This window comes from Xanthomonas sp. NCPPB 3582 (assembly GCF_041475735.2).
GTDB lineage: Bacteria > Pseudomonadota > Gammaproteobacteria > Xanthomonadales > Xanthomonadaceae > Xanthomonas > Xanthomonas codiaei.
Genome location: NZ_CM192968.1, coordinates 4,711,505 through 4,729,054, shown reverse-complemented (window position 1 = coordinate 4,729,054; position 17,550 = coordinate 4,711,505). Strand labels below are relative to the sequence as shown.

Sequence of the window (17,550 nt, the reverse complement as noted above, 5' to 3'; positions counted from 1 at the left end):
GCCCCGGGAGTTGGAGGTGTGTCAGCGGCTCATGCCGCTGGCTCGTTGTCGTACTCAGCGGGCATCGCATTTTTATCGGCTGGCGTCCCCTCATCCGCCCTTCGAGCACCTTCTCCCGGCGGGAGAAGGGGGAGCGGCAACCCGACTGCTGGCGGCTGCGGCGCAGTGAGGCGGTCGATCAACAACTGCTCGAACGCCTCCACATCCACCGCATGCACCACGCGTTGCGCCTGCTCGCCCAGGCCCGGCTGGTAGCCCGGTGCCCATGACAGGATGTCGCCATAGCCGGCGTCGAAGGCGGTGTTGGTGTCGACGTAAAGGGTTTCGGTACGGGTTGCCAGCTCGGGGCGCAGCCATAACGCCGTGGCCAGTTCGTCCCACATCGGAAAACCCGGCTCGCGCCGCCGCAGCGCCTGCCCGATCACGGTGTCGGCGGCGCTCATGCGCGCGAGCAGGTGCGGGGTGAGTTCGGTGGCGGTGGAAGGATCCACCGGCACCATGGTGATCCTGCGCCACGGGGCGTGCATGACGATGCGGGCCGCTTCCGGATCCCAGCGGATATTGAATTCGCGGCGGGGCGAATGGACGAACTCGCGCGCGAACTGCCGCGCACTGACGCTGTTGCGCTGCTGCCTTGGATTGAGGCTGCCGCCCATGTAGACCAGTTCGCGTGCCAGGGTGGCGAACGCCGGGTCCAGCGATTGCGCCAGCGCCAGATTGGTCAACGGGCCGGTGGCAACGATGCTCACCTCGCCCGGGTACTGGCGCACCATGCGCAGCATGGACAACGCGGCCGGTTCGTCGGCCGGGCGCACCACGCTGGGATTGCCCAATGCCAGGTCGGGCACCACGTCGTGCGCGTGGTAGCGCGGCGCGCTCTGCACGGTATCCCCATCCACCCACTGCCGCGTCCACGCACCTTTCCAGACCAGCTTGCCGTACAGCGCTTCCCAGCGCTCGGTGGCGGCCTCGCTGTTGAGCAGTGGATGCACCGGACCCGGCAGCACCGGAATCTGCGGGTGGCCGGCCAGTTCCAGCAGGCGGCAGGTATGGGCCAGCACTTCGTCGCGCCAGATATTGCCGCTCACCGCACTGATGCCGAGCACCTCGACCTCGGGCGATTGCAACAGCAGGACATGCGCAGGCGTGAAGCCATCGATGTCGTCTTCGAGGATGACGCGGCGTCTGGATGGGGCGGCGTTGGGGTCGGTCATTGCGCTTCGGTCGTGGAGTGGAATGTGGTGCAGCGGAGATGGAGCGGACGTTGCGTGAGGAGGAACATGCCTGCGCGCGAGGTGGCGTTCGCGGGTGAAGCCTGTTCGCGCAAGGGCGCGCTCCCGAGTGACGGGTGCCGCTGCCAGCGCTAGCTGCGCTGCGCCAGCAGCGAGCGCTCGTACTGCGCCAGGTCGAGTTCCAGCTGCCATTGCAGCCGCGCCTTCTCGCTGGCCTGGCGAAAGGCGCGGCAGCCGGCATCGTCTGCCTCGCGTTGCAGTGCGTTGCGGCAGGCCTGCACGGCACTGCCATCGGCAGCCCACAGGCTGACACCGGGCAGGAAGCTGTAGGTCAGGCCATTGCGCGCCAGCTGCTTGAGCGTGGGGTAGTCGATGCCCTGTTCCTGCATGGCGCGTTGGTATTCGTGGGTCATGTCCGCACGCGACACGCCGGCATCGTCGGTGGACAGCACCACCGGCACGCCTGCGCGCAGATACATCGACAACGGGTGCGCGGCGCCCTTGATCCCTAGAATCACATCGTTGCTGGTGAGGTTGATCTCCACCGCCACCTGTTTGCGGCGCATCTGTTGCAGCAGCGCCTCGGCATCGTCCTCGTAGGGCAGGTCCACGCCATGGCCGATACGGCGTGCGCCAACGTCCACCGCCTGACGGATATGCGAGCGCAATTGTGCCGGCGGCACCAGCCCCAGGGTCAGCTCGCCAGCATGCAGGGACAGCGCAACGCCTGGATAGCGCGTGGCGAAGAAGCCGAACATCGCCATATGCCGCGTGTAGTCGGCCAGCGCCACCGGGTTGTCTTCGGGCGCAACGATGTTCACCGCCACCGCGCGGCTGCCACCGGCGGTCACCAGCGCATGGGCCAGCGCCATCTGCCCGAACACCGCCGGCTGCGGCAGCACGCGCAACACATACGGCACATAGCGATAGGCGACCCGGCAGCCGGGGCGCGCATCGGCCTGGTCGCAGCGCAGCACGCGGCGCACCTGCGCATCGGTGTCGGCCAGCGCCGCCTGTGCGGCCTGCACCAGCGGCGGCAACGCCTGCTGCAGGGCGGCCAGGTTGGCGCTGTCGTCATCGCCGTGCCAGGGCAGTGCCTGCATGCGTTGTGCGGCCTGCTCCATCTGCGGCGGATTGGCGATGATTTCCACGTAGGGCACGCGATCGCGCGCGGCCTGGTCGAGTACCGCGGCCACGGTATCGGCCACACGCGCCCGCACCACCGCATCGAACTTGCCGAAGCTGCCGAAGAACTGGCCGTGCCCGCTGGGCTGCGCGGCAGTGGGCAGGAACCGGCGCATCGACAAGGCATCCACCACCCGCCCGTACAACGCTGCATTGCGGGCGGCCAGGCCGCTGGCCGGCTCCTGCCCCTTGCCGCAGGGCGGCGCATGCAGGCTCAGGTCATCCAGCTGCACGCAGGCGCCGTCTTCGCTGGCCCACTGCAGGTAGTCCTCGGCATACACCGAGCCGGACAGGTGGTTGTGCAGGTCGCCGCCCTTGGGCATGGCCTGCAGCCAGGCGCGCAGCTGTGCAGGTTGCGCGGCGGCGGCGTGGAACAGCTGCGCCACCTGCTGCTCGCGCTGCTGCGCAGGAGCGGGAACCGTGCGTGCCTGGGCGATGCAGGGCAACAACGCGCAAAGACTCAGGATCAGATAACGATGCAGAGGCGACATGCGGGATGAACTCGATAAAGACATCAGGGGGCCGGGTGGCTGCAGGCGTCTGCGCAACGACGCCATGCAGTGAAGCGCAGGCGACGGCCCGCAGGCAAGGCGGAGACAGGCATGCGGCCATGCCGGCACGATGGCGTGCGCGATGCCAGCCGGAGGGCTGGCGCACACCGCATCACCGACCCTGCGCAGGCGCTGCCCGACGCCCCGCACCACGCTGCCGGCAGCCTTGTTCGCGCGCCAGGCAATCACGGTCGCGCGTGCCATGCAGCGCCCGTGACGACCATATGCGGCGCGATTGCGCGAGCACGCATCTGCGCATGCCAGCATCGGCTCATTCCAGCGCATAGCGCAGCACGAACAAGCCGGCGATCGCCCAGGTGGCCGGGTGCACACCGCGCCAGCGGCCGCTGCCCAGCCTGAGCGCTGCGTAGGTGATGAAGCCCAGCGCCAGACCGGTGGCGATGGAGTAGGTGAGCGGCATGGCGAGCATGCAGATCGCCGCCGGCAACGCTTCGCCGACATCGTCCCACTGGATCTGCGTGCACTCGCGCAGCATCACCGAGGCCAGATAGATCAGTGCCGGCGCGGTGGCATACGCCGGCACCATGGCCGCCAATGGCGAGAACAGCAGCGCCAGCAGGAACAAGCCGGCGACCACCAGCGCGGTCAGGCCGGTGCGCCCGCCCACCTGCACGCCGGCGGCGCTTTCCACGTAGGCGGTGGTGCTGGAGGTACCGAGCAACGAACCGGCCAGGATGGCGGTGCTGTCGGCCAGCAGCGCGCGGTCGAACTGCCGGCGCTGCGCCTGCGTGCGCAGCAGGCCGGCGCGCTGCGCCACGCCCATCAAGGTGCCGGTGGCATCGAACATCTCCACCAGCACGAACACCAGCACCACATGCAGCACCGCCGCAAGCGCACCGCTGCCGCCATGGCCGTGCAGCGCGCCGGCGATATCCAGCTGCAGCAGCGTCGGCGCCAGGCTGGGCGGCAGCGACAGCACGCCCTGGTAGCGCACCAGGCCCAGCGCCAGCGCCGCGGTGGTGACGGCCAGGATGCCGAGCAACATCGCCCCCCGCACGCGTCGTGCTTCCAGCACGCCGATCAACAGCAGCCCGGCCAACGCCAGCAGCGGTTCGGGCCGATGCAGGTCGCCCAGCGTCAGCAAGGTCTGCGGATGCGCCACCACCAGCCCGGCCTTCTGCAGGCCGATGAGCGCCAGAAACAGGCCGATGCCGGCCGCGATTGCGCTGCGCAACGTGGCCGGAATGCCGTCCACCAACCAGCGCCGCGCGCCGGTGACGGTCAGCAGCAGGAACAGGCAGCCGGAAACGAACACCAGCCCCAGCGTCTGTTGCCAGCTGTAACCCAGCGCGCCCACCACGGTGAAGGCGAAGAACGCATTCAGGCCCATGCCCGGCGCCATGCCGATCGGGTAGTTGGCCAGCACGCCCATCAGCAGCGAGCCCAGCGCCGCGGCCAGGCAGGTCGCCACGAACACCGCGCCATGGTCCATGCCGGTGGTGGCCAGGATGTCGGGGTTGACGAAGACGATGTACGCCATCGTCAGGAAGGTGGTGGCGCCGGCCAGCAGCTCCGTGCGCGCAGTGCTGCCGTTGGCGGCCAGCGCGAATCCGGGCCAGCGCATCAGCGTGCGGCCTCACGATGGAACAAGGGGATCTCATGGCAGGCAGGCATCGGCAAGGCTCTCTTCAACGCAGGGCATCCAGAGCGCGGCCCGTGGATGCAGGCTGCCCATCTTGCCTTGTGCGTGCGGATTTGCCAGCGCCGTGGGCCATTGCCGCGCGTGATCGCCGTCGTGCATCGGGATGGCCGGGGCCGGGGAGCGGTGCGCGGCCTGCCGGGACCTGTGCAACGCATGCGGTGCGCGCACGATGTTGCCGGTTCAAAGATCCAGCACCAGGCGCGGCGAGCGGCTGCGCGAGCAGCACAGGGTGATCTGCGTATTGCTGGCGCGTTCGGCATCGCCGAGCACGCTGTCGCGGTGATCGGGGACACCGGCGATCACACCGGTCAGGCAGGCCCCGCACATGCCCTGCTCGCAGGACAGCGGCACCTCGATCCCGGCATCCAGCAAGGCGTTGGCGATGCTGCAATCGGCCGGCACCTGCAGCACGCGGCCGCTGGCGGCCAGCTCCACTTCGAAGGCGCGATCCGCCGTGTGGCCGTGACTGGCATCGGTGGCAGCGAAGTGTTCGCGATGCAGCTGCGCAGCGCTCCATCCATGCGCCCGGGCCAGCTGCGTGAAGTGATCCATGAAGGCGGCCGGCCCGCACAGGTACAGCTGATCGTGCGCGCGTGCCTGGCCGAGTTCCTCGGGCACATGCACGCGTGGGCTCTGCCCGCCATCGCTCAGGTGCAGATGTACCTGGCCGTGCACGAAGCCTTGCTGCAGCCGCTGCCTGAAGGCCACGTCGGCGTGCCGACGCGCGTAGTAATGCAACACGAAGGCCTCGCCGCGCGCTTCCAGCGCTTCGGCCATGGACAGCAGTGGGGTGATGCCGATCCCGGCGGCCAGCAGCACATGCCGCTCGCCCGGATGCAGCGGAAACAGGTTGCGCGGGCTGGAGATGCGTAGCCGGTCGCCGGTACTGAGCCGTTCGCACAGATGCCGCGAGCCGCCGCGCGAGGCATCGGCCAGCTTGACGCATAGCACATAGTGATCGCGCACATGCGGCGCGCTGGCGATCGAATACTGGCGGATCAAGCCATCCGGCAGATGCAGGTCCACGTGCGCGCCGGCCTCGAACGCGGGCAACTCGTTGCCGATCGGCTCCAGGCGGATCGCACGCTGGCGGTGGCCTTGCTCGGCCACGGCGGCAACACGCACTTCATGCAGGCTCATGGCGCGCTCCTTTGGCGGTCAGCGCAGGAAGAAATCGCTATAGCCCTGGCTGCGCAGGCCACGGCGGTAGGCGATCGAGCTGCGGTCGGCCGGGATATGCACCTCCAGCAGCGGGTCCAGCGGCAGGTATTCGGGGCGTTGCGCTTCCACCATGGCGCGGTCTTCCTCGAACACGCGCAGGTTGAAGGCATGCACGTCCTCCACCGGCAGATGGGTGTCGAAGTTGCGCGCGATCGGCACCAGCAGGCGGGTCTTGTGCTTGGACACCGGGCTGGCGGCATTCATGATCACCAGCCGCTTACCCGGCACCGGGAAGTGGATGGTGAGCGTGGCGGTGAACGGCAGATGCACCTCGAAGTGGCGCAGCCACTGGAAGCTCGGGTCCACGTCCGGCAGCGGCATGTCCACCGAATAATTGGCCACGCTGCTGAGGTAATCGGCGTTGAAGCCGGTCGGCGTTTCGGTGGTGGTGTAGGCCGGCACTTCGCGCTTGTCCGGCTGGGCGAACGTGGCGGTATGCACGAAGGCGAAGTGCGCCACGTCGATGAAGCCTTCCAGCTGCCGCGCCGCGCTGCCGGCGATGTCGAAGGCCGGGCACACGATCTGCTGGAAGCCGTCCTCGTCCCAACCCGGCATCGGCGGGATCTGCACCTCGGCCTCGCCCACCCCGGCCGGTTTGGCCAGGCACACCCAGATCAGGCCGTAGCGCTCGGCCACCGCATAGGTGTGCAGGCGCATCCGGGCCGGGATGTTCTGCGTGGGACTGGCCGGAATGTGATTGCAGCGCCCGCCCGCGCCGAAGCGCAGCCCGTGGTAGGCGCAGACCACGCCGCCACCATCGGCCGTGCCCATGCTCAGCGGCACTCCGCGGTGCGGGCAGACATCGCGCGCGGCCACCAGTTCGCTGCCCAGGCGGTACAGCACCAGCGGCTCGTCCAGCAGGGTGGCCTTGAACGGCGCCTGCCCCACCTCGCTGCTCAGCGCCACCGCGTGCCAGTGCTGGGCCAGGCGCTGCCAGTCGGCGGCGGCGAAGGTGCAGTGCAGGGGCAGGGCGGGGACGGCGACATCCATGGGGCGGTCTCTGGCGTGAGGCGGGAGCGGCACCCGTCGCAGGGGCCTGGATTGACTCTAGGAAGCCGGGGGTGTGTGATCAAACATCGTTTTTCCGTCCAGCCATTGCAAAAAATGCAACGCCACGCGAGTCCCACCCCATGCTGACCTTCTCCCGCTTCACCCGTTACTTCATCGAAGTGGCCCGCTGCGGCAGCATCCGCAAGGCCTCGGAGGTGCTGCACGTCTCGGCCTCGGCAATCGACCGGCAGATCCTCAAGGCCGAGGAAGAGTTGGGTGCGCAGCTGTTCGAGCGCCTGCCCGGGCGGCTGCGGCTCACTGCCGCCGGCGAGCTGCTATTGGTGGATGTGCGCGGCTGGGAGAAGGCGTATGCGCGCACGCTGGAGCGCTTCGACGAGCTCAAGGGGCTGCGCCGCGGCCATGTGGAGATCGCCATGATCGACGCGCTTAGCGAGGGCGTGGTCCCGGAGGCGGTCGCATCGCTGGTGCAGGAGTACCCGGGCATCACCTTCAACCTGTCCACCGCGCGCAACCAGCGGGTGATGGAGATGGTGACTTCCGCCGATGTGGACATCGGCCTGCTGCTGGACCCGGTGAGCAGCGTGGACCTGGAGGTGCGCGCATTCGCCGACATTCCGTTGGGCATTGCCATGCCGGTAGGTCACCCGCTGAGCGGCCGCAACGACTTGCAGCTGAGCGAAACGCTGGAGCACCGCCTGCTGCTGCCGGCCGCGCCGCTGATCGTGGGCGAGCATGCCAAGGTGCTGTACCAGCGCCAACACATCGATGTGAAGCGGCTCACCCACTGCAACGACGTGCGCACCCTGCGCGGCCTGGTGCGTGCCGGTGCCGGCGTGGGCCTGATGTCGTGGCTGGACGCCGCACCCGACGTGGCCGACGGACGCCTGGCCTTCGTCCCATTCCGCCAGCACCTGACCAAGCCGATGACGCTGGCGCTGTGCGTGGCCCCGCAACGGCAACTCTCGCGCTCGGCGCAGCTGGCGATCCAGGCGCTGGCGGCGAAGATCGATGCGATGGCGGTGCCGGTGGTGGGGTGAGTGTGTTGTACAGGCGGCCCTCACCCCTGCCCCTCTCCCGCAGGCGGGAGAGGGGAACGGCGGTGCGTTCGTGCAGGCCGATGGCGTGGACGCTGGCGCTGTGCGTGGCTCCGCCGCAACGGCTGTCGCGCTCGGCGCAGATGGTGATCCAGATGCTGGCGGCGAAGATCGATGGCGGTGCCGGCGGTGGGGTGAGTGTGTTGTGCAAGCGGCCCTCACCCCTGCCTCTCTCCTGCGGGTGGGAGAGGGGAACGACGACGCACGCGCTGCAGGGCGATGGTGTGCAGGCGCTGCGGGTGCCATGCAGTGCTGTCAGCCGTGTTCGGGTACGTACAGAGCGTGCAGACGCTGACGAGAGTCTGCAGACATTGCCTGCCGCGCGCGCAGACCACCAACAGCCGCCGATACCACCCACAGCTGCCGATACCACCCACAGCTGCCGATACCACCCACAGCTGCCGATACCACCAACAGCATGCAGATGCCGCAGCAGCTGTTCCTTCTCCCGCCTGCGGGAGAAGGTGCCCGCAGGGCGGATGAGGGCAATGCCCACCCAGTACAATCGTCTCTGCTCTTTCAGGCCACACCCGCACCATGCAATTGATCGATATCGGCGCGAACCTTACCCACGACTCCTTCGACCGCGATCGCGAAGCGGTGCTGCAACGCGCCCGCGAGGCCGGGGTGTCGCAGCTGGTGGTCACCGGCGCCAGTCGCGAGCATTCGCCGCTGGCGCTGCAGCTGGCGCAGCAGCATCCCGGTTTCCTGTATGCCACCGCCGGCGTGCATCCGCATCATGCGGTGGAATTCACCGCCGAATGCGAAACGGAAATGCGTACCCTGCACGCGCATCCGCAGGTGGTGGCCGTGGGCGAATGCGGGCTGGATTACTTTCGCGATTTCGCGCCGCGCCCGGCCCAGCACAAGGCCTTCGAACGTCAACTGCAGCTGGCGGCCGACAACGGCAAGCCGCTGTTCCTGCACCAGCGCGATGCGCACGAGGATTTCCTGTCGATCATGCGCAGTTTCGACGGCAAGCTGGGTGCGGCCGTGGTGCATTGCTTCACCGGCACGCGCGAAGAACTGTTCGCCTATCTCGATCGCGATTACTACATCGGCATCACCGGGTGGCTGTGCGACGAGCGCCGTGGCGCGCACCTGCGCGAACTGGTACGCAACATCCCCGCCAACCGGTTGATGATCGAAACCGACGCGCCTTACCTGCTGCCACGCACGCTCAAGCCCATGCCCAAGGACCGCCGCAACGAGCCGATGTTCCTGTCGCATATCGTCGAGGAGCTGGCACGCGACCGTGGCGAAACGGTCGCCGTGACCGCCGCCAACAGCACGGCGGCGGCGCGCAGTTTCTTCCGTCTGCCGGTCTCTGTCGCAGCCGATTGAGTCAGCGGCCATGCGCAGCGGCCGCGTCACTGCGCAAGTGCAATGCCGGGATGAAGATGCCCCGAACATCGATACAGTGACGCGCCATGCATCGGTTTGCCAATGCGGGCGGCAGTCCAGCGGCCTTGCCATGCATGGCGCGAAACGGCGCTCGTGCGATGTGGTGTTGAGCGAGCGAGCTACCAGCGGCAGCACAGGACCGCAGGTATACTTCTCCATCCGTGCGCAGTGAGGCGATGGCCGCTTGGCTTGCCGATGGCGCACGCGCTGCAGCGTGGAGCAGCACGCAATGCATTTATCGCTGACATGGCGGCTTATGCATGCCGCCGTATTCACCAATCGTCGCGCAGTGCGGCATCGGTGTTGGCGATTGGTCCTGCCGGTGGAGAGACCAGGATGCATGCAGATATCAAGGTGCGGTTCGAGATTGGGCATGTTCCCGATATGAAAGGGGATATGCAGTGCGGTCCGTGGCCAGGATCGAAACGCCGCAAGCGGATGAGATGGCTCGGTCATTTCCCGGTCTTCGTGCGGTCACGGCGCATGTCCAACGTCACTGCCGGGCAATCGGCCCATCGCACTGAAAGGAAGAGATCATGCGCACCTCCCGCTATCTGAAGCGCGGCGTGTTCGCCGTGGCTGCAGTGCTCACTCTCACGCTAGGCGGCGTGACCGCCGCATATGCGGATACATTGAAAGTCAAGGGAGACCTGTCCTATCGGGCTACCGCCGTCAAACGCCTCGCCAACTGCGCGGCAACGAGCTGGTACAACGACTCCAAGGTCGGGGGCGAGATCAGCGGCTGCAACAATGCCGACACCGATGCTTACTGGGACCGGATGCGTCTGACTGCCGCAAACGAAATGGTGATCGTTGGCGAGCGTGTCGGCTACGCGAACGGCCAATGTCCGGCCAAGCGCGGTTTCCAATACGTCAAGTGTTTCTACGTTGGTGGCCGTGCCCGTGGCAACCCGGTCATGACGGTGGCGGTGGAGTCGTACGGCGCCGGAGGGATGACCGCCCGGGTGAGCTGGTACTACCTGTAACGCGAGGACGGGGCGTGGATTGCGTCGCCTCGACGATCGAGGCGGCGCAATGCTTGCCCGACGCGAGCCCTGGATGCCCGACCGGCCAGGCGGGTTCCGCCATCTCGCATGTGGCCTTGTAGCGCCATCACAACAGCAGTGCCCAAGCGTGGGTCTGGCTGTGATTGGGGCCATCCACCTGGACTGGCCGCATGAAGCGCCGTCTGACAGAGCCTGACGAGGCGTCGTCAGCCAGGAGGGGCGACGCACAGAAACCGATGCCTTTGCATGGTGAATGCCAATTGCGGGCATCGGCCGCATGCGGCTGATGGTTATGCATGGTTTGCTCGCCGCTCTAAGCCGCCAGTAGCTCCCACCCTTGCGCATCGCGCAGATGCAGGCCGGGCTGGGGCGCATCCACGCTCACGCGCACGCCGTCTGCCCAGGGTAGCTGACGCTGCTGCGGAAACCAGCGACGCGCCTGGTCCACCACGATCAACAGACCATGGTCGTCGCCCAGCGCGGCGAAGCCGTCCACGGCGGGTGCGAAGGGCTGCACGCCGAAGTGATGCCCAAGGCTGCGGATGACGGTCGCCACGTTGTTGCTGGGCAGGCCGATCTCGCTCAGGCACAACAATTCTTCGCCATGAAACGCGCCCTGGCCGGTGGCTGCCTGCTGCAACGCGTTGCGGGCGATCAACTCCAGCACCGCACCATCCGGGCCGGAAAAATACACCGACTGCGATTGCCATACGCCATCCAGCGCAAAACGTTGCCGCCCCTGCGGGTCGCTCAACAGCGTGGCGCGTGCGCCGATCCAGTGCGCAGCGGCTTCGAACCGCGACGGGGCCACGTTGAAGGCCAGGTGCATGCTGCCCACCGGATGTTGCGCCTGCACGCATTCCAGCGTGCTCCAGCCAATGCGCACGCTGTTGCCGTGCGGCGTCAGCTGCAGCACGTCGCGATAGAAACGCAGGGTGAGATCGGGGTCCAGGCAGGGCAGGACGAGATGACGAAGATGCATGGCAGTCAAGTCGATGGGAGGGGCCTGCATTGGACAACCTCAATCGCAGTTGAGGTCAAGAGGCGCGTGGTGAGTCCTGCAACGGCGCGCCGTTGTCGTGGTGTTCGGTCGCGATGCTAGTGCCTGGGGCGTGGCGTCGCCGGCGCAGCAGCGCTCAGATCGCTTCCGCTAACGCCCACAGATGGCGCACCAATGGCGCATCCTCCAGCGCGCCGGGGGCCGCCGCCAGCGCCAGCCGCGCCAGCGGCATGCGCCCATCGATATCCAGGTAACGCACGCCCGGACGCTGCAATTGCGCGGTGGAGGCAGGCACTACCGACACGCCCAGTTCGGCAGCGACCAGGTTGATGATCGAGGACATCTGCGGTGCTTCCTGGGTGATGCGCAAGGTCACGCCGGATTCGCGGCAGGCCGCCAGGATCTCGTCGTACAGGCTGGAGCCGAAGCTGCGCGGAAACAGAATGAAGGGTTCGCCGGCCAGCGCGGCCAGCGGTGCGCTGTTGCGGGCGGCCAGCGGGTGCGCGGCCGGCACCGCGATCTTCATCGGCTCATCGGCAAAGCGCAGCAGGTGCAGGTCCGGCGGGGTGCTCAACCCATAGCGCACGAAGGCCGCATCCAGGCGGCCTTCGGCCAGCCCCACCAGCAGGCTGGCGGTGTTGGTCTCTTCCAGCAGCAACTCCACCTGCGGCCACTGCCGGCGGAAATCGCGGATCAGCCGCGGCACCACCGGGCTGAAGGCCGCCGAGGCGGTGAAGCCCATGCGCAAGCGGCCCGATTCTCCGCGCGCCACGCGCCGGGCGGTTTCGGCGGCGTGTTCCACATCGGCCAATACCCGGCGCACCTCGCCCAGGAAGGCCTCGCCGGCGGGGGTCAGCTCGGCACCACTGTGGGTGCGGCGAAACAGCGGCGTGCCCAGTTCGCGCTCCAGGGTCTGGATCTGCTGGCTGAGCGGCGGCTGGCCGATACCGACCCGCACGGCCGCTCGGGTGAAGTTGCCCTCTTCGGCAACCGCAAGGAAATAGCGCAGGTGACGCAGCTCCATGGCATCTGTTTCATATATGGCAACTGCAAGCATCATATATTGGACAGGGGGTGATGGCGGGCGAATACTCGCCGTCCCACGTTTCCCCCAAGTCCGCGTGCCTTCGTCCGATCCCCGCCCATTGCGTAGCGCTGCCGCGGTTCTCGATGCCGCCGCGCCGGCCACCGGCCGCATCCGGCTGGCCCTGTTCCTGGCCGGCTTTGCCACCTTCTCGCTGCTGTACAGCGTGCAGCCGGTGCTGCCGGAATTTGCGCGCAGTTTCGGCGTGGATGCGGCGGTGGCTTCGCTGCCGCTGTCGCTGGCCACCGGCGGCCTGGCACTGGCGATCTTCTGTGCCGGCGCGGTGTCGGAAAACCTGGGCCGGCGCGGGCTGATGTTCGCCTCGATCGCATTGGCCGCGGTCCTCAATCTGGTGGCGGCCTTCCTGCCGGACTGGCATGCGCTGGTGGTGGTGCGCAGCTTGTCCGGCATCGCGCTGGGTGGGGTGCCGGCGGTGGCCATGGTCTACCTGGGCGAAGAGTTGCCCGCCAGCAAGCTGGGCGCGGCCACCGGCCTGTATGTGGCCGGCAATGCATTCGGTGGCATGACCGGGCGCATCGTGATGAGCGTGCTGACCGACCACAGCGACTGGCGCACCGCGCTGGCACTGCTGAGCGGGTTCGACCTGCTGTGCGCGTTCGCCTTTCTGGGGCTGTTGCCGCCCTCGCGCCATTTCGTGCGCCGGCATGGGGTCAACCTGCGTTTCCACCTGCGTGCCTGGGCCGGACATCTGCGCGACCGCAACCTGCCGTGGCTGTTGGCGCTGCCGTTCCTGTTGATGGGCGTGTTCGTCAGTCTCTACAACTACGCCGGGTTCCGATTGGGCGGGCCGGAATTCGCGCTGAGCCAGAGCCAGATCGGCCTGATCTTCAGCGCGTATGTGTTCGGCATCGTCAGCTCGTCGGTGGCCGGCGCGGCGTCGGATCGCTTCGGTCGCGGGCCGGTGGTCAGCGCCGGCATCGTGTGCTGTGTGGTCGGCGTGGCGCTGACCCTGGCGCCTGTGCTGGCGCTGGTGGTGGCCGGCATCGTATTGCTGACGATCGGCTTTTTCATCGCCCATTCGGCGGCCAGCGCGTGGGTGAGCCGGCTCGGTGGCGCGCACCGCAGCCATGCCGCGTCGCTGTATCTGCTGGCCTATTACGCCGGCTCCAGCGTCATCGGTGCGCTGGGCGGCTGGTTCTGGCAGCACGGTGGGTGGGCCGGGCTGGTCGGCATGTGCCTGACGCTGCTGGCGCTGGCGTTTGCTGCGGCGCGTGTCTTGCGCCAACGCGCGGACGATGCCCGCCCCTACGGCCGCTTCGCGCCGCATCCAGCACGTGGCCGATGATCCAGGCCGACAGGGCAGTGCAGCGATCGCAGCAGCGGCACCCACGGCACGCCTCGGCGGCGTGCACTAGCCGGACGAGCTGACGCGCTTGCCGCGCGCGCGTTGCGGCGCGGAAACCGCAGATGGTTGCTGCGCCAGGGTGGCCAGCAGACACGCGCGCCGGCGCGCCGATCCGCAGCGTGGGTGTCGATGTGGAAGAGGTCACCATCTGTCGAGCATATGCGGCACGCCACGCTTGACCCTCACATTGGTGTCGGGCACGAAGATGCGCACTCCCTGGTTCTGGAGTACATCTCCAGGATGCTGCGTCACGCTCGTACAACCGGCCTGTCGGTGATCGCAACGCCGCCGGCCGACTGCTGCACTTCTGGGTGGCGGCCCCTCCCATGACGACGCGCCACCCTCCAGGCGGTTGCTTGGAATCGACCACCCCGGCCCCAATGTCATGACTGGCCCGCAGTAGCAGATCGCTACCGTCCGGATGCATCCAACGCCATCAGCGGTGCGTACTGGATGCTGGGCCATGCGCGATGACCTTGCGCGCTGCGTCCACGCGGTTCGCTGCAGCATCGAGCGAGCGTGCGCTGCAGTCGGTCCGGTAGAGTTTGCAGTGCGTCGCGCGTTGCGCTCAGGCTGTGTCTGCAAGGTGATCCCATGGCAATTGGAGTTGTTCGATGACCGCTGTCCTTGCCCAAGCCGACGACGCGCTGCAGGCGTTCATCGAGCGTCACCAACGCCTGTTCGTGCTCAGTGGCGCCGGGTGCAGCACCGATTCGGGCATTCCCGATTACCGGGATCTGCAAGGTGGTTGGAAGCGTCCGCAACCGGTGACGTTCCAGGCCTTCATGGGCGAGCTGTCCACGCGCCAGCGCTATTGGGCGCGCAGCCTGGTGGGCTGGCCGCGCTTCGGGCTGGCCAAGCCCAATGCCACCCATCACGCACTCGCCGCACTGGAAGCGCGTGGCCAACTGGAATTGCTGCTCACTCAGAACGTGGACCGCCTGCACCAGGCCGCCGGCAGCCAGGCGGTGATCGACCTGCACGGCCGGCTGGACGTGGTGCGCTGCATGGGCTGCGAACGTCGCATGCCGCGTGCCGAGTTCCAGCTGCTACTCGAGCAGGCCAACCCCGGCTGGGCCGACCTGGAGGCCGCCCAGGCGCCCGACGGCGATGCGGATCTGGACGATGTGGCGTTCGACAGCTTCGTGGTACCGCCATGTCCGGCCTGCGGCGGCGTGCTCAAGCCAGACGTGGTGTTCTTCGGCGAGAACGTGCCGCGCGAGCGGGTGGAACGTGCGTTCGCGCATCTGCAGGCCGCCGATGCGGTGCTGGTGGTGGGCTCGTCGTTGATGGTCTACTCCGGCTTCCGCTTCGTGCAGGCCGCGGCACGCAACGGGGTGCCGATCGCGGCACTGAATTTCGGGCGCACGCGCGCCGATGCGCTGTTGAGCCTGAAGGTTGAACGCTCCTGCGCCGATGCGCTGGCCTTTCTGCAGCCACCGCCTGATCCGCTGCACACCGCAGCGGCCAGCGACGACAGTGCGCGCTGCGCATGACGCAGTGATCCATTGCAGCGGTTGTGCGGCGGCGCGGTACGCAGTGCAATGGGCGCCCCCCGCTGCGCCTGGATGTTGCCTTGAGCCAGTTGTTCACTCCCATCGCGTTCGGCCCGCTTGCGCTCGCCAACCGCATCGTCATCGCGCCGATGTGCCAGTACTCCGCACAGGACGGCTGCGCCAACGACTGGCATCGCATCCATCTGGGCACCCTGTCGCAATCGGGCGCGGGCCTGTTGATCCTGGAAGCGGCTGCGGTGCTGCCGCAAGGGCGCATCAGCTACGCCGATCTGGGGCTGTACGACGACGCCACCGAGCAGGCCTTGAGCGAAGTGCTGCAATCGGTACGCCGCTGGTCGCCGATGCCGATCGGCATCCAGCTGGCACATGCCGGGCGCAAGGCCTCCACCGACCTGCCGTGGAACGGCGGCGCGCCAATCGCGCCCGACCATGCCAATGGCTGGCAGACCGTATCCGCCTCGGCGCTGCCGTTCCGCGACAGCCAGCCCTCGCCACAGGCGCTGGATGAGGCCGGCATCGACGCGGTGGTGGCCGCATTCGTCGAATCGGCCAGCCGTGCCGAACGGCTGGGCCTGCAGTTGATCGAGCTGCACGCCGCGCACGGCTATCTGATGCATCAGTTTCTCTCGCCACTGAGCAACCAGCGCAGCGATGCCTATGGCGGCTCGCTGGAGAACCGCATGCGGCTGACGCTGCGCATCTTCGACGCGGTGCGCGCGGCCGTGTCGGCACGGATGGCGGTGGGCGTACGCATCTCGGCCACCGACTGGGTGGACGGTGGCTGGGATCTGGAGCAGAGCATTGCGCTGTCCAAGGCACTGGATGCACGCGGCGCGCACTACATCCATGTCTCCAGCGGCGGGCTGGATCCGCGCCAGCAGATCGCACTGCAGGACGGCTACCAGATCCCGTTTGCGCAGGCGATCCGCGCGCAGGTGGGCACGCCGGTAATCGGCGTCGGCCTGATCACCGAGCCGACGCATGCCGAGGCAATTCTGCAGGACGGCCAGGCCGACGCCATCGCCCTGGCGCGCGGCATCCTGTATGACCCCCGCTGGCCCTGGCATGCCGCCGCGGCACTGGGTGCCAGCGTCACGCCGGCACCGCAATATCTGCGCAGCGAGCCGCGTCAGGCGCGCGGCGTGTTCGCCAGCTGACGCCCGACACGCAGGCCATACCGAAGAGGACACGCATGCCGATAGGATTTCTGGGGTTGGGCACGATGGGCCTGCCAATGGCGCATAACCTGCTGCGCGCCGGCTTCGCGCTGAGCGTGTGGAACCGCTCGCCGGAACGCGCGCAGCCGCTGCACGCTGCAGGTGCCACGGTGGTGGAGGCCGCGCAGGCGGCCGCGCATGGCCCGTTGCTGTTTTCAATGCTCGCCGACGACAACGCGGTGCGCCAGACCATGCTGGAAGGCGGGGTGCTGGATGCGCTGCCGGCCGGCAGCGTGCACGTCAACATGGCCACCATCTCGGTGGCGCTGGCGCATGAATTGACCGCCCTGCACGCCGAGCGCGGTATCGCCTACGTGGCGGCACCGGTGCTCGGCCGTGTCGATGCGGCCGAAGCGGGCAAGCTCAACATCCTGGCCGCCGGCGACGATGCCGCGCTGGCACGCGTGCAGCCGATGTTCGATGCGCTGGGGCAGAAGACCTGGCATATCGGTCGCGCGCCAGAGCAGGCCAATGCGGTGAAGCTGGCGGCCAACGTCTGCCTGGCCAGCGCCATCGGCGCCATGGCCGAAGCCAGCGCGCTGGTCCGCGGCCATGGCGTGGACACCACCCAGTTCCTGGGCATGCTGACCAGCACCTTGTTCGCCGCGCCGGCGTACCAGGGCTACGGCAAGTTGATCATGCAGCGCCAGTACAGCCCCGCCGGTTTTACCGCCACTCTCGGGCGCAAGGATGTGGATCTGGCGATCCAGGCCGGCGCCGGGAAGCAGGTGCCCATGCCGCTGGGTGAGCTGCTGCGCGCCAGCCTGGACGAGGCGATCGCCGATGGCGACGGCGATGCCGACTGGGCGGTACTGGCCGAGGTGGCAGCGCGCCGGGCGGGGCAGGCGTAGCGCAAGTGAGAGACGATGGCGGCAGTGTGCTTGTGGCGAAGCGTCTTGCCGGTGCGAGTTCGGCAGCGCGAAGAACGTAGGCGTTGCTGTGGAGCCGCCTTGCGTCCAACGCCCACTCCATGCCCGCGTTCAAGTAACACTCACTAC

At 67.9% G+C, this 17,550-nt stretch carries 14 protein-coding genes; 7 read left to right on the top strand and 7 right to left on the bottom strand.

Features of this window, described 5'->3' with window-relative positions; translation table 11 throughout:
- Nucleotides 1-29: 29 nt before the first annotated feature.
- The 5 genes from ACCQ05_RS20085 to ACCQ05_RS20065 form a co-directional block, all read right to left on the bottom strand.
- On the bottom strand, nt 30-1,214 hold the full coding sequence (locus tag ACCQ05_RS20085; protein WP_372392247.1) for a nucleoside hydrolase: 1,185 nt from the start codon (nt 1,212-1,214) through the stop codon (nt 30-32).
- A 149-nt stretch (nt 1,215-1,363) separates the two neighbouring features.
- Nucleotides 1,364-2,908 carry an adenosine deaminase family protein gene (locus ACCQ05_RS20080; RefSeq protein WP_228963389.1) on the bottom strand — a complete coding sequence of 515 codons (1,545 nt, stop codon included), beginning with the start codon at nt 2,906-2,908 and terminating at the stop codon, nt 1,364-1,366.
- 331 nt (nt 2,909-3,239) lie between these two features.
- Complete coding sequence (locus ACCQ05_RS20075) at nt 3,240-4,553, bottom strand: NCS2 family permease (RefSeq protein WP_228963391.1); 1,314 nt, start codon at nt 4,551-4,553, stop codon at nt 3,240-3,242.
- 258 nt (nt 4,554-4,811) lie between these two features.
- On the bottom strand, nt 4,812-5,771 hold the full coding sequence (locus ACCQ05_RS20070) for a PDR/VanB family oxidoreductase (RefSeq protein ID WP_372392246.1): 960 nt from the start codon (nt 5,769-5,771) through the stop codon (nt 4,812-4,814).
- Nucleotides 5,772-5,789: 18 nt separating this feature from the next.
- Nucleotides 5,790-6,842, bottom strand: coding sequence for a Rieske 2Fe-2S domain-containing protein (locus tag ACCQ05_RS20065; RefSeq protein WP_228963395.1), 1,053 nt, complete (start codon nt 6,840-6,842; stop codon nt 5,790-5,792).
- Between the two features lie 140 nt (nt 6,843-6,982).
- Between ACCQ05_RS20065 and ACCQ05_RS20060 the strand changes: the two genes are divergently transcribed.
- From ACCQ05_RS20060 to ACCQ05_RS20050, 3 genes are all read left to right on the top strand, one after another.
- On the top strand, nt 6,983-7,900 hold the full coding sequence (locus ACCQ05_RS20060; RefSeq protein WP_372392245.1) for a LysR family transcriptional regulator: 918 nt from the start codon (nt 6,983-6,985) through the stop codon (nt 7,898-7,900).
- 594 nt (nt 7,901-8,494) lie between these two features.
- A complete protein-coding gene (locus ACCQ05_RS20055; RefSeq protein ID WP_372392244.1) occupies nt 8,495-9,301 on the top strand; it encodes a TatD family hydrolase in 807 nt (268 codons plus the stop codon).
- A gap of 596 nt (nt 9,302-9,897) precedes the next feature.
- Entirely contained in the window at nt 9,898-10,347 is a 450-nt protein-coding gene (locus tag ACCQ05_RS20050; protein WP_372392243.1) for a hypothetical protein, read from the top strand.
- Nucleotides 10,348-10,681: 334 nt separating this feature from the next.
- Here ACCQ05_RS20050 and ACCQ05_RS20045 read toward each other — a convergent pair whose 3' ends face one another.
- Both ACCQ05_RS20045 and ACCQ05_RS20040 read right to left on the bottom strand, forming a co-directional pair.
- Nucleotides 10,682-11,350 carry a VOC family protein gene (locus tag ACCQ05_RS20045; protein ID WP_372392242.1) on the bottom strand — a complete coding sequence of 223 codons (669 nt, stop codon included), beginning with the start codon at nt 11,348-11,350 and terminating at the stop codon, nt 10,682-10,684.
- 154 nt (nt 11,351-11,504) lie between these two features.
- Nucleotides 11,505-12,392: a LysR family transcriptional regulator gene (locus tag ACCQ05_RS20040; RefSeq protein ID WP_372392240.1), complete on the bottom strand. Its 888-nt coding sequence runs from the start codon at nt 12,390-12,392 to the stop codon at nt 11,505-11,507.
- Between the two features lie 97 nt (nt 12,393-12,489).
- On the opposite strand from ACCQ05_RS20040, the gene ACCQ05_RS20035 reads away from it, so the two are divergent.
- The 4 genes from ACCQ05_RS20035 (at nt 12,490) to ACCQ05_RS20020 (ending at nt 17,403) form a co-directional block, all read left to right on the top strand.
- Complete coding sequence (locus ACCQ05_RS20035) at nt 12,490-13,758, top strand: MFS transporter (RefSeq protein WP_372392239.1); 1,269 nt, start codon at nt 12,490-12,492, stop codon at nt 13,756-13,758.
- 674 nt (nt 13,759-14,432) lie between these two features.
- The gene (locus ACCQ05_RS20030) at nt 14,433-15,314 is read left to right on the top strand and encodes an NAD-dependent protein deacetylase (protein WP_372392238.1); all 882 of its coding nucleotides are present in this window, start codon (nt 14,433-14,435) and stop codon (nt 15,312-15,314) included.
- Between the two features lie 80 nt (nt 15,315-15,394).
- Nucleotides 15,395-16,492 carry an NADH:flavin oxidoreductase/NADH oxidase gene (locus ACCQ05_RS20025; RefSeq protein ID WP_372392236.1) on the top strand — a complete coding sequence of 366 codons (1,098 nt, stop codon included), beginning with the start codon at nt 15,395-15,397 and terminating at the stop codon, nt 16,490-16,492.
- 35 nt (nt 16,493-16,527) lie between these two features.
- A complete protein-coding gene (locus ACCQ05_RS20020; RefSeq protein ID WP_228963411.1) occupies nt 16,528-17,403 on the top strand; it encodes an NAD(P)-dependent oxidoreductase in 876 nt (291 codons plus the stop codon).
- Nucleotides 17,404-17,550 lie beyond the last annotated feature (147 nt).

Bases quoted from the DNA above. Each gene is read 5' to 3' on its own strand.
- ACCQ05_RS20085 (WP_372392247.1), bottom strand. From the start codon at position 1,214: ATGACCGACCCCAACGCCGCCCCATCCAGACGCCGCGTCATCCTCGAA.
- ACCQ05_RS20080 (WP_228963389.1), bottom strand. From the start codon at position 2,908: ATGTCGCCTCTGCATCGTTATCTGATCCTGAGTCTTTGCGCGTTGTTG.
- ACCQ05_RS20075 (WP_228963391.1), bottom strand. From the start codon at position 4,553: ATGCGCTGGCCCGGATTCGCGCTGGCCGCCAACGGCAGCACTGCGCGC.
- ACCQ05_RS20070 (WP_372392246.1), bottom strand. From the start codon at position 5,771: ATGAGCCTGCATGAAGTGCGTGTTGCCGCCGTGGCCGAGCAAGGCCAC.
- ACCQ05_RS20065 (WP_228963395.1), bottom strand. From the start codon at position 6,842: ATGGATGTCGCCGTCCCCGCCCTGCCCCTGCACTGCACCTTCGCCGCC.
- ACCQ05_RS20060 (WP_372392245.1), top strand. From the start codon at position 6,983: ATGCTGACCTTCTCCCGCTTCACCCGTTACTTCATCGAAGTGGCCCGC.
- ACCQ05_RS20055 (WP_372392244.1), top strand. From the start codon at position 8,495: ATGCAATTGATCGATATCGGCGCGAACCTTACCCACGACTCCTTCGAC.
- ACCQ05_RS20050 (WP_372392243.1), top strand. From the start codon at position 9,898: ATGCGCACCTCCCGCTATCTGAAGCGCGGCGTGTTCGCCGTGGCTGCA.
- ACCQ05_RS20045 (WP_372392242.1), bottom strand. From the start codon at position 11,350: ATGCATCTTCGTCATCTCGTCCTGCCCTGCCTGGACCCCGATCTCACC.
- ACCQ05_RS20040 (WP_372392240.1), bottom strand. From the start codon at position 12,392: ATGGAGCTGCGTCACCTGCGCTATTTCCTTGCGGTTGCCGAAGAGGGC.
- ACCQ05_RS20030 (WP_372392238.1), top strand. From the start codon at position 14,433: ATGACCGCTGTCCTTGCCCAAGCCGACGACGCGCTGCAGGCGTTCATC.
- ACCQ05_RS20020 (WP_228963411.1), top strand. From the start codon at position 16,528: ATGCCGATAGGATTTCTGGGGTTGGGCACGATGGGCCTGCCAATGGCG.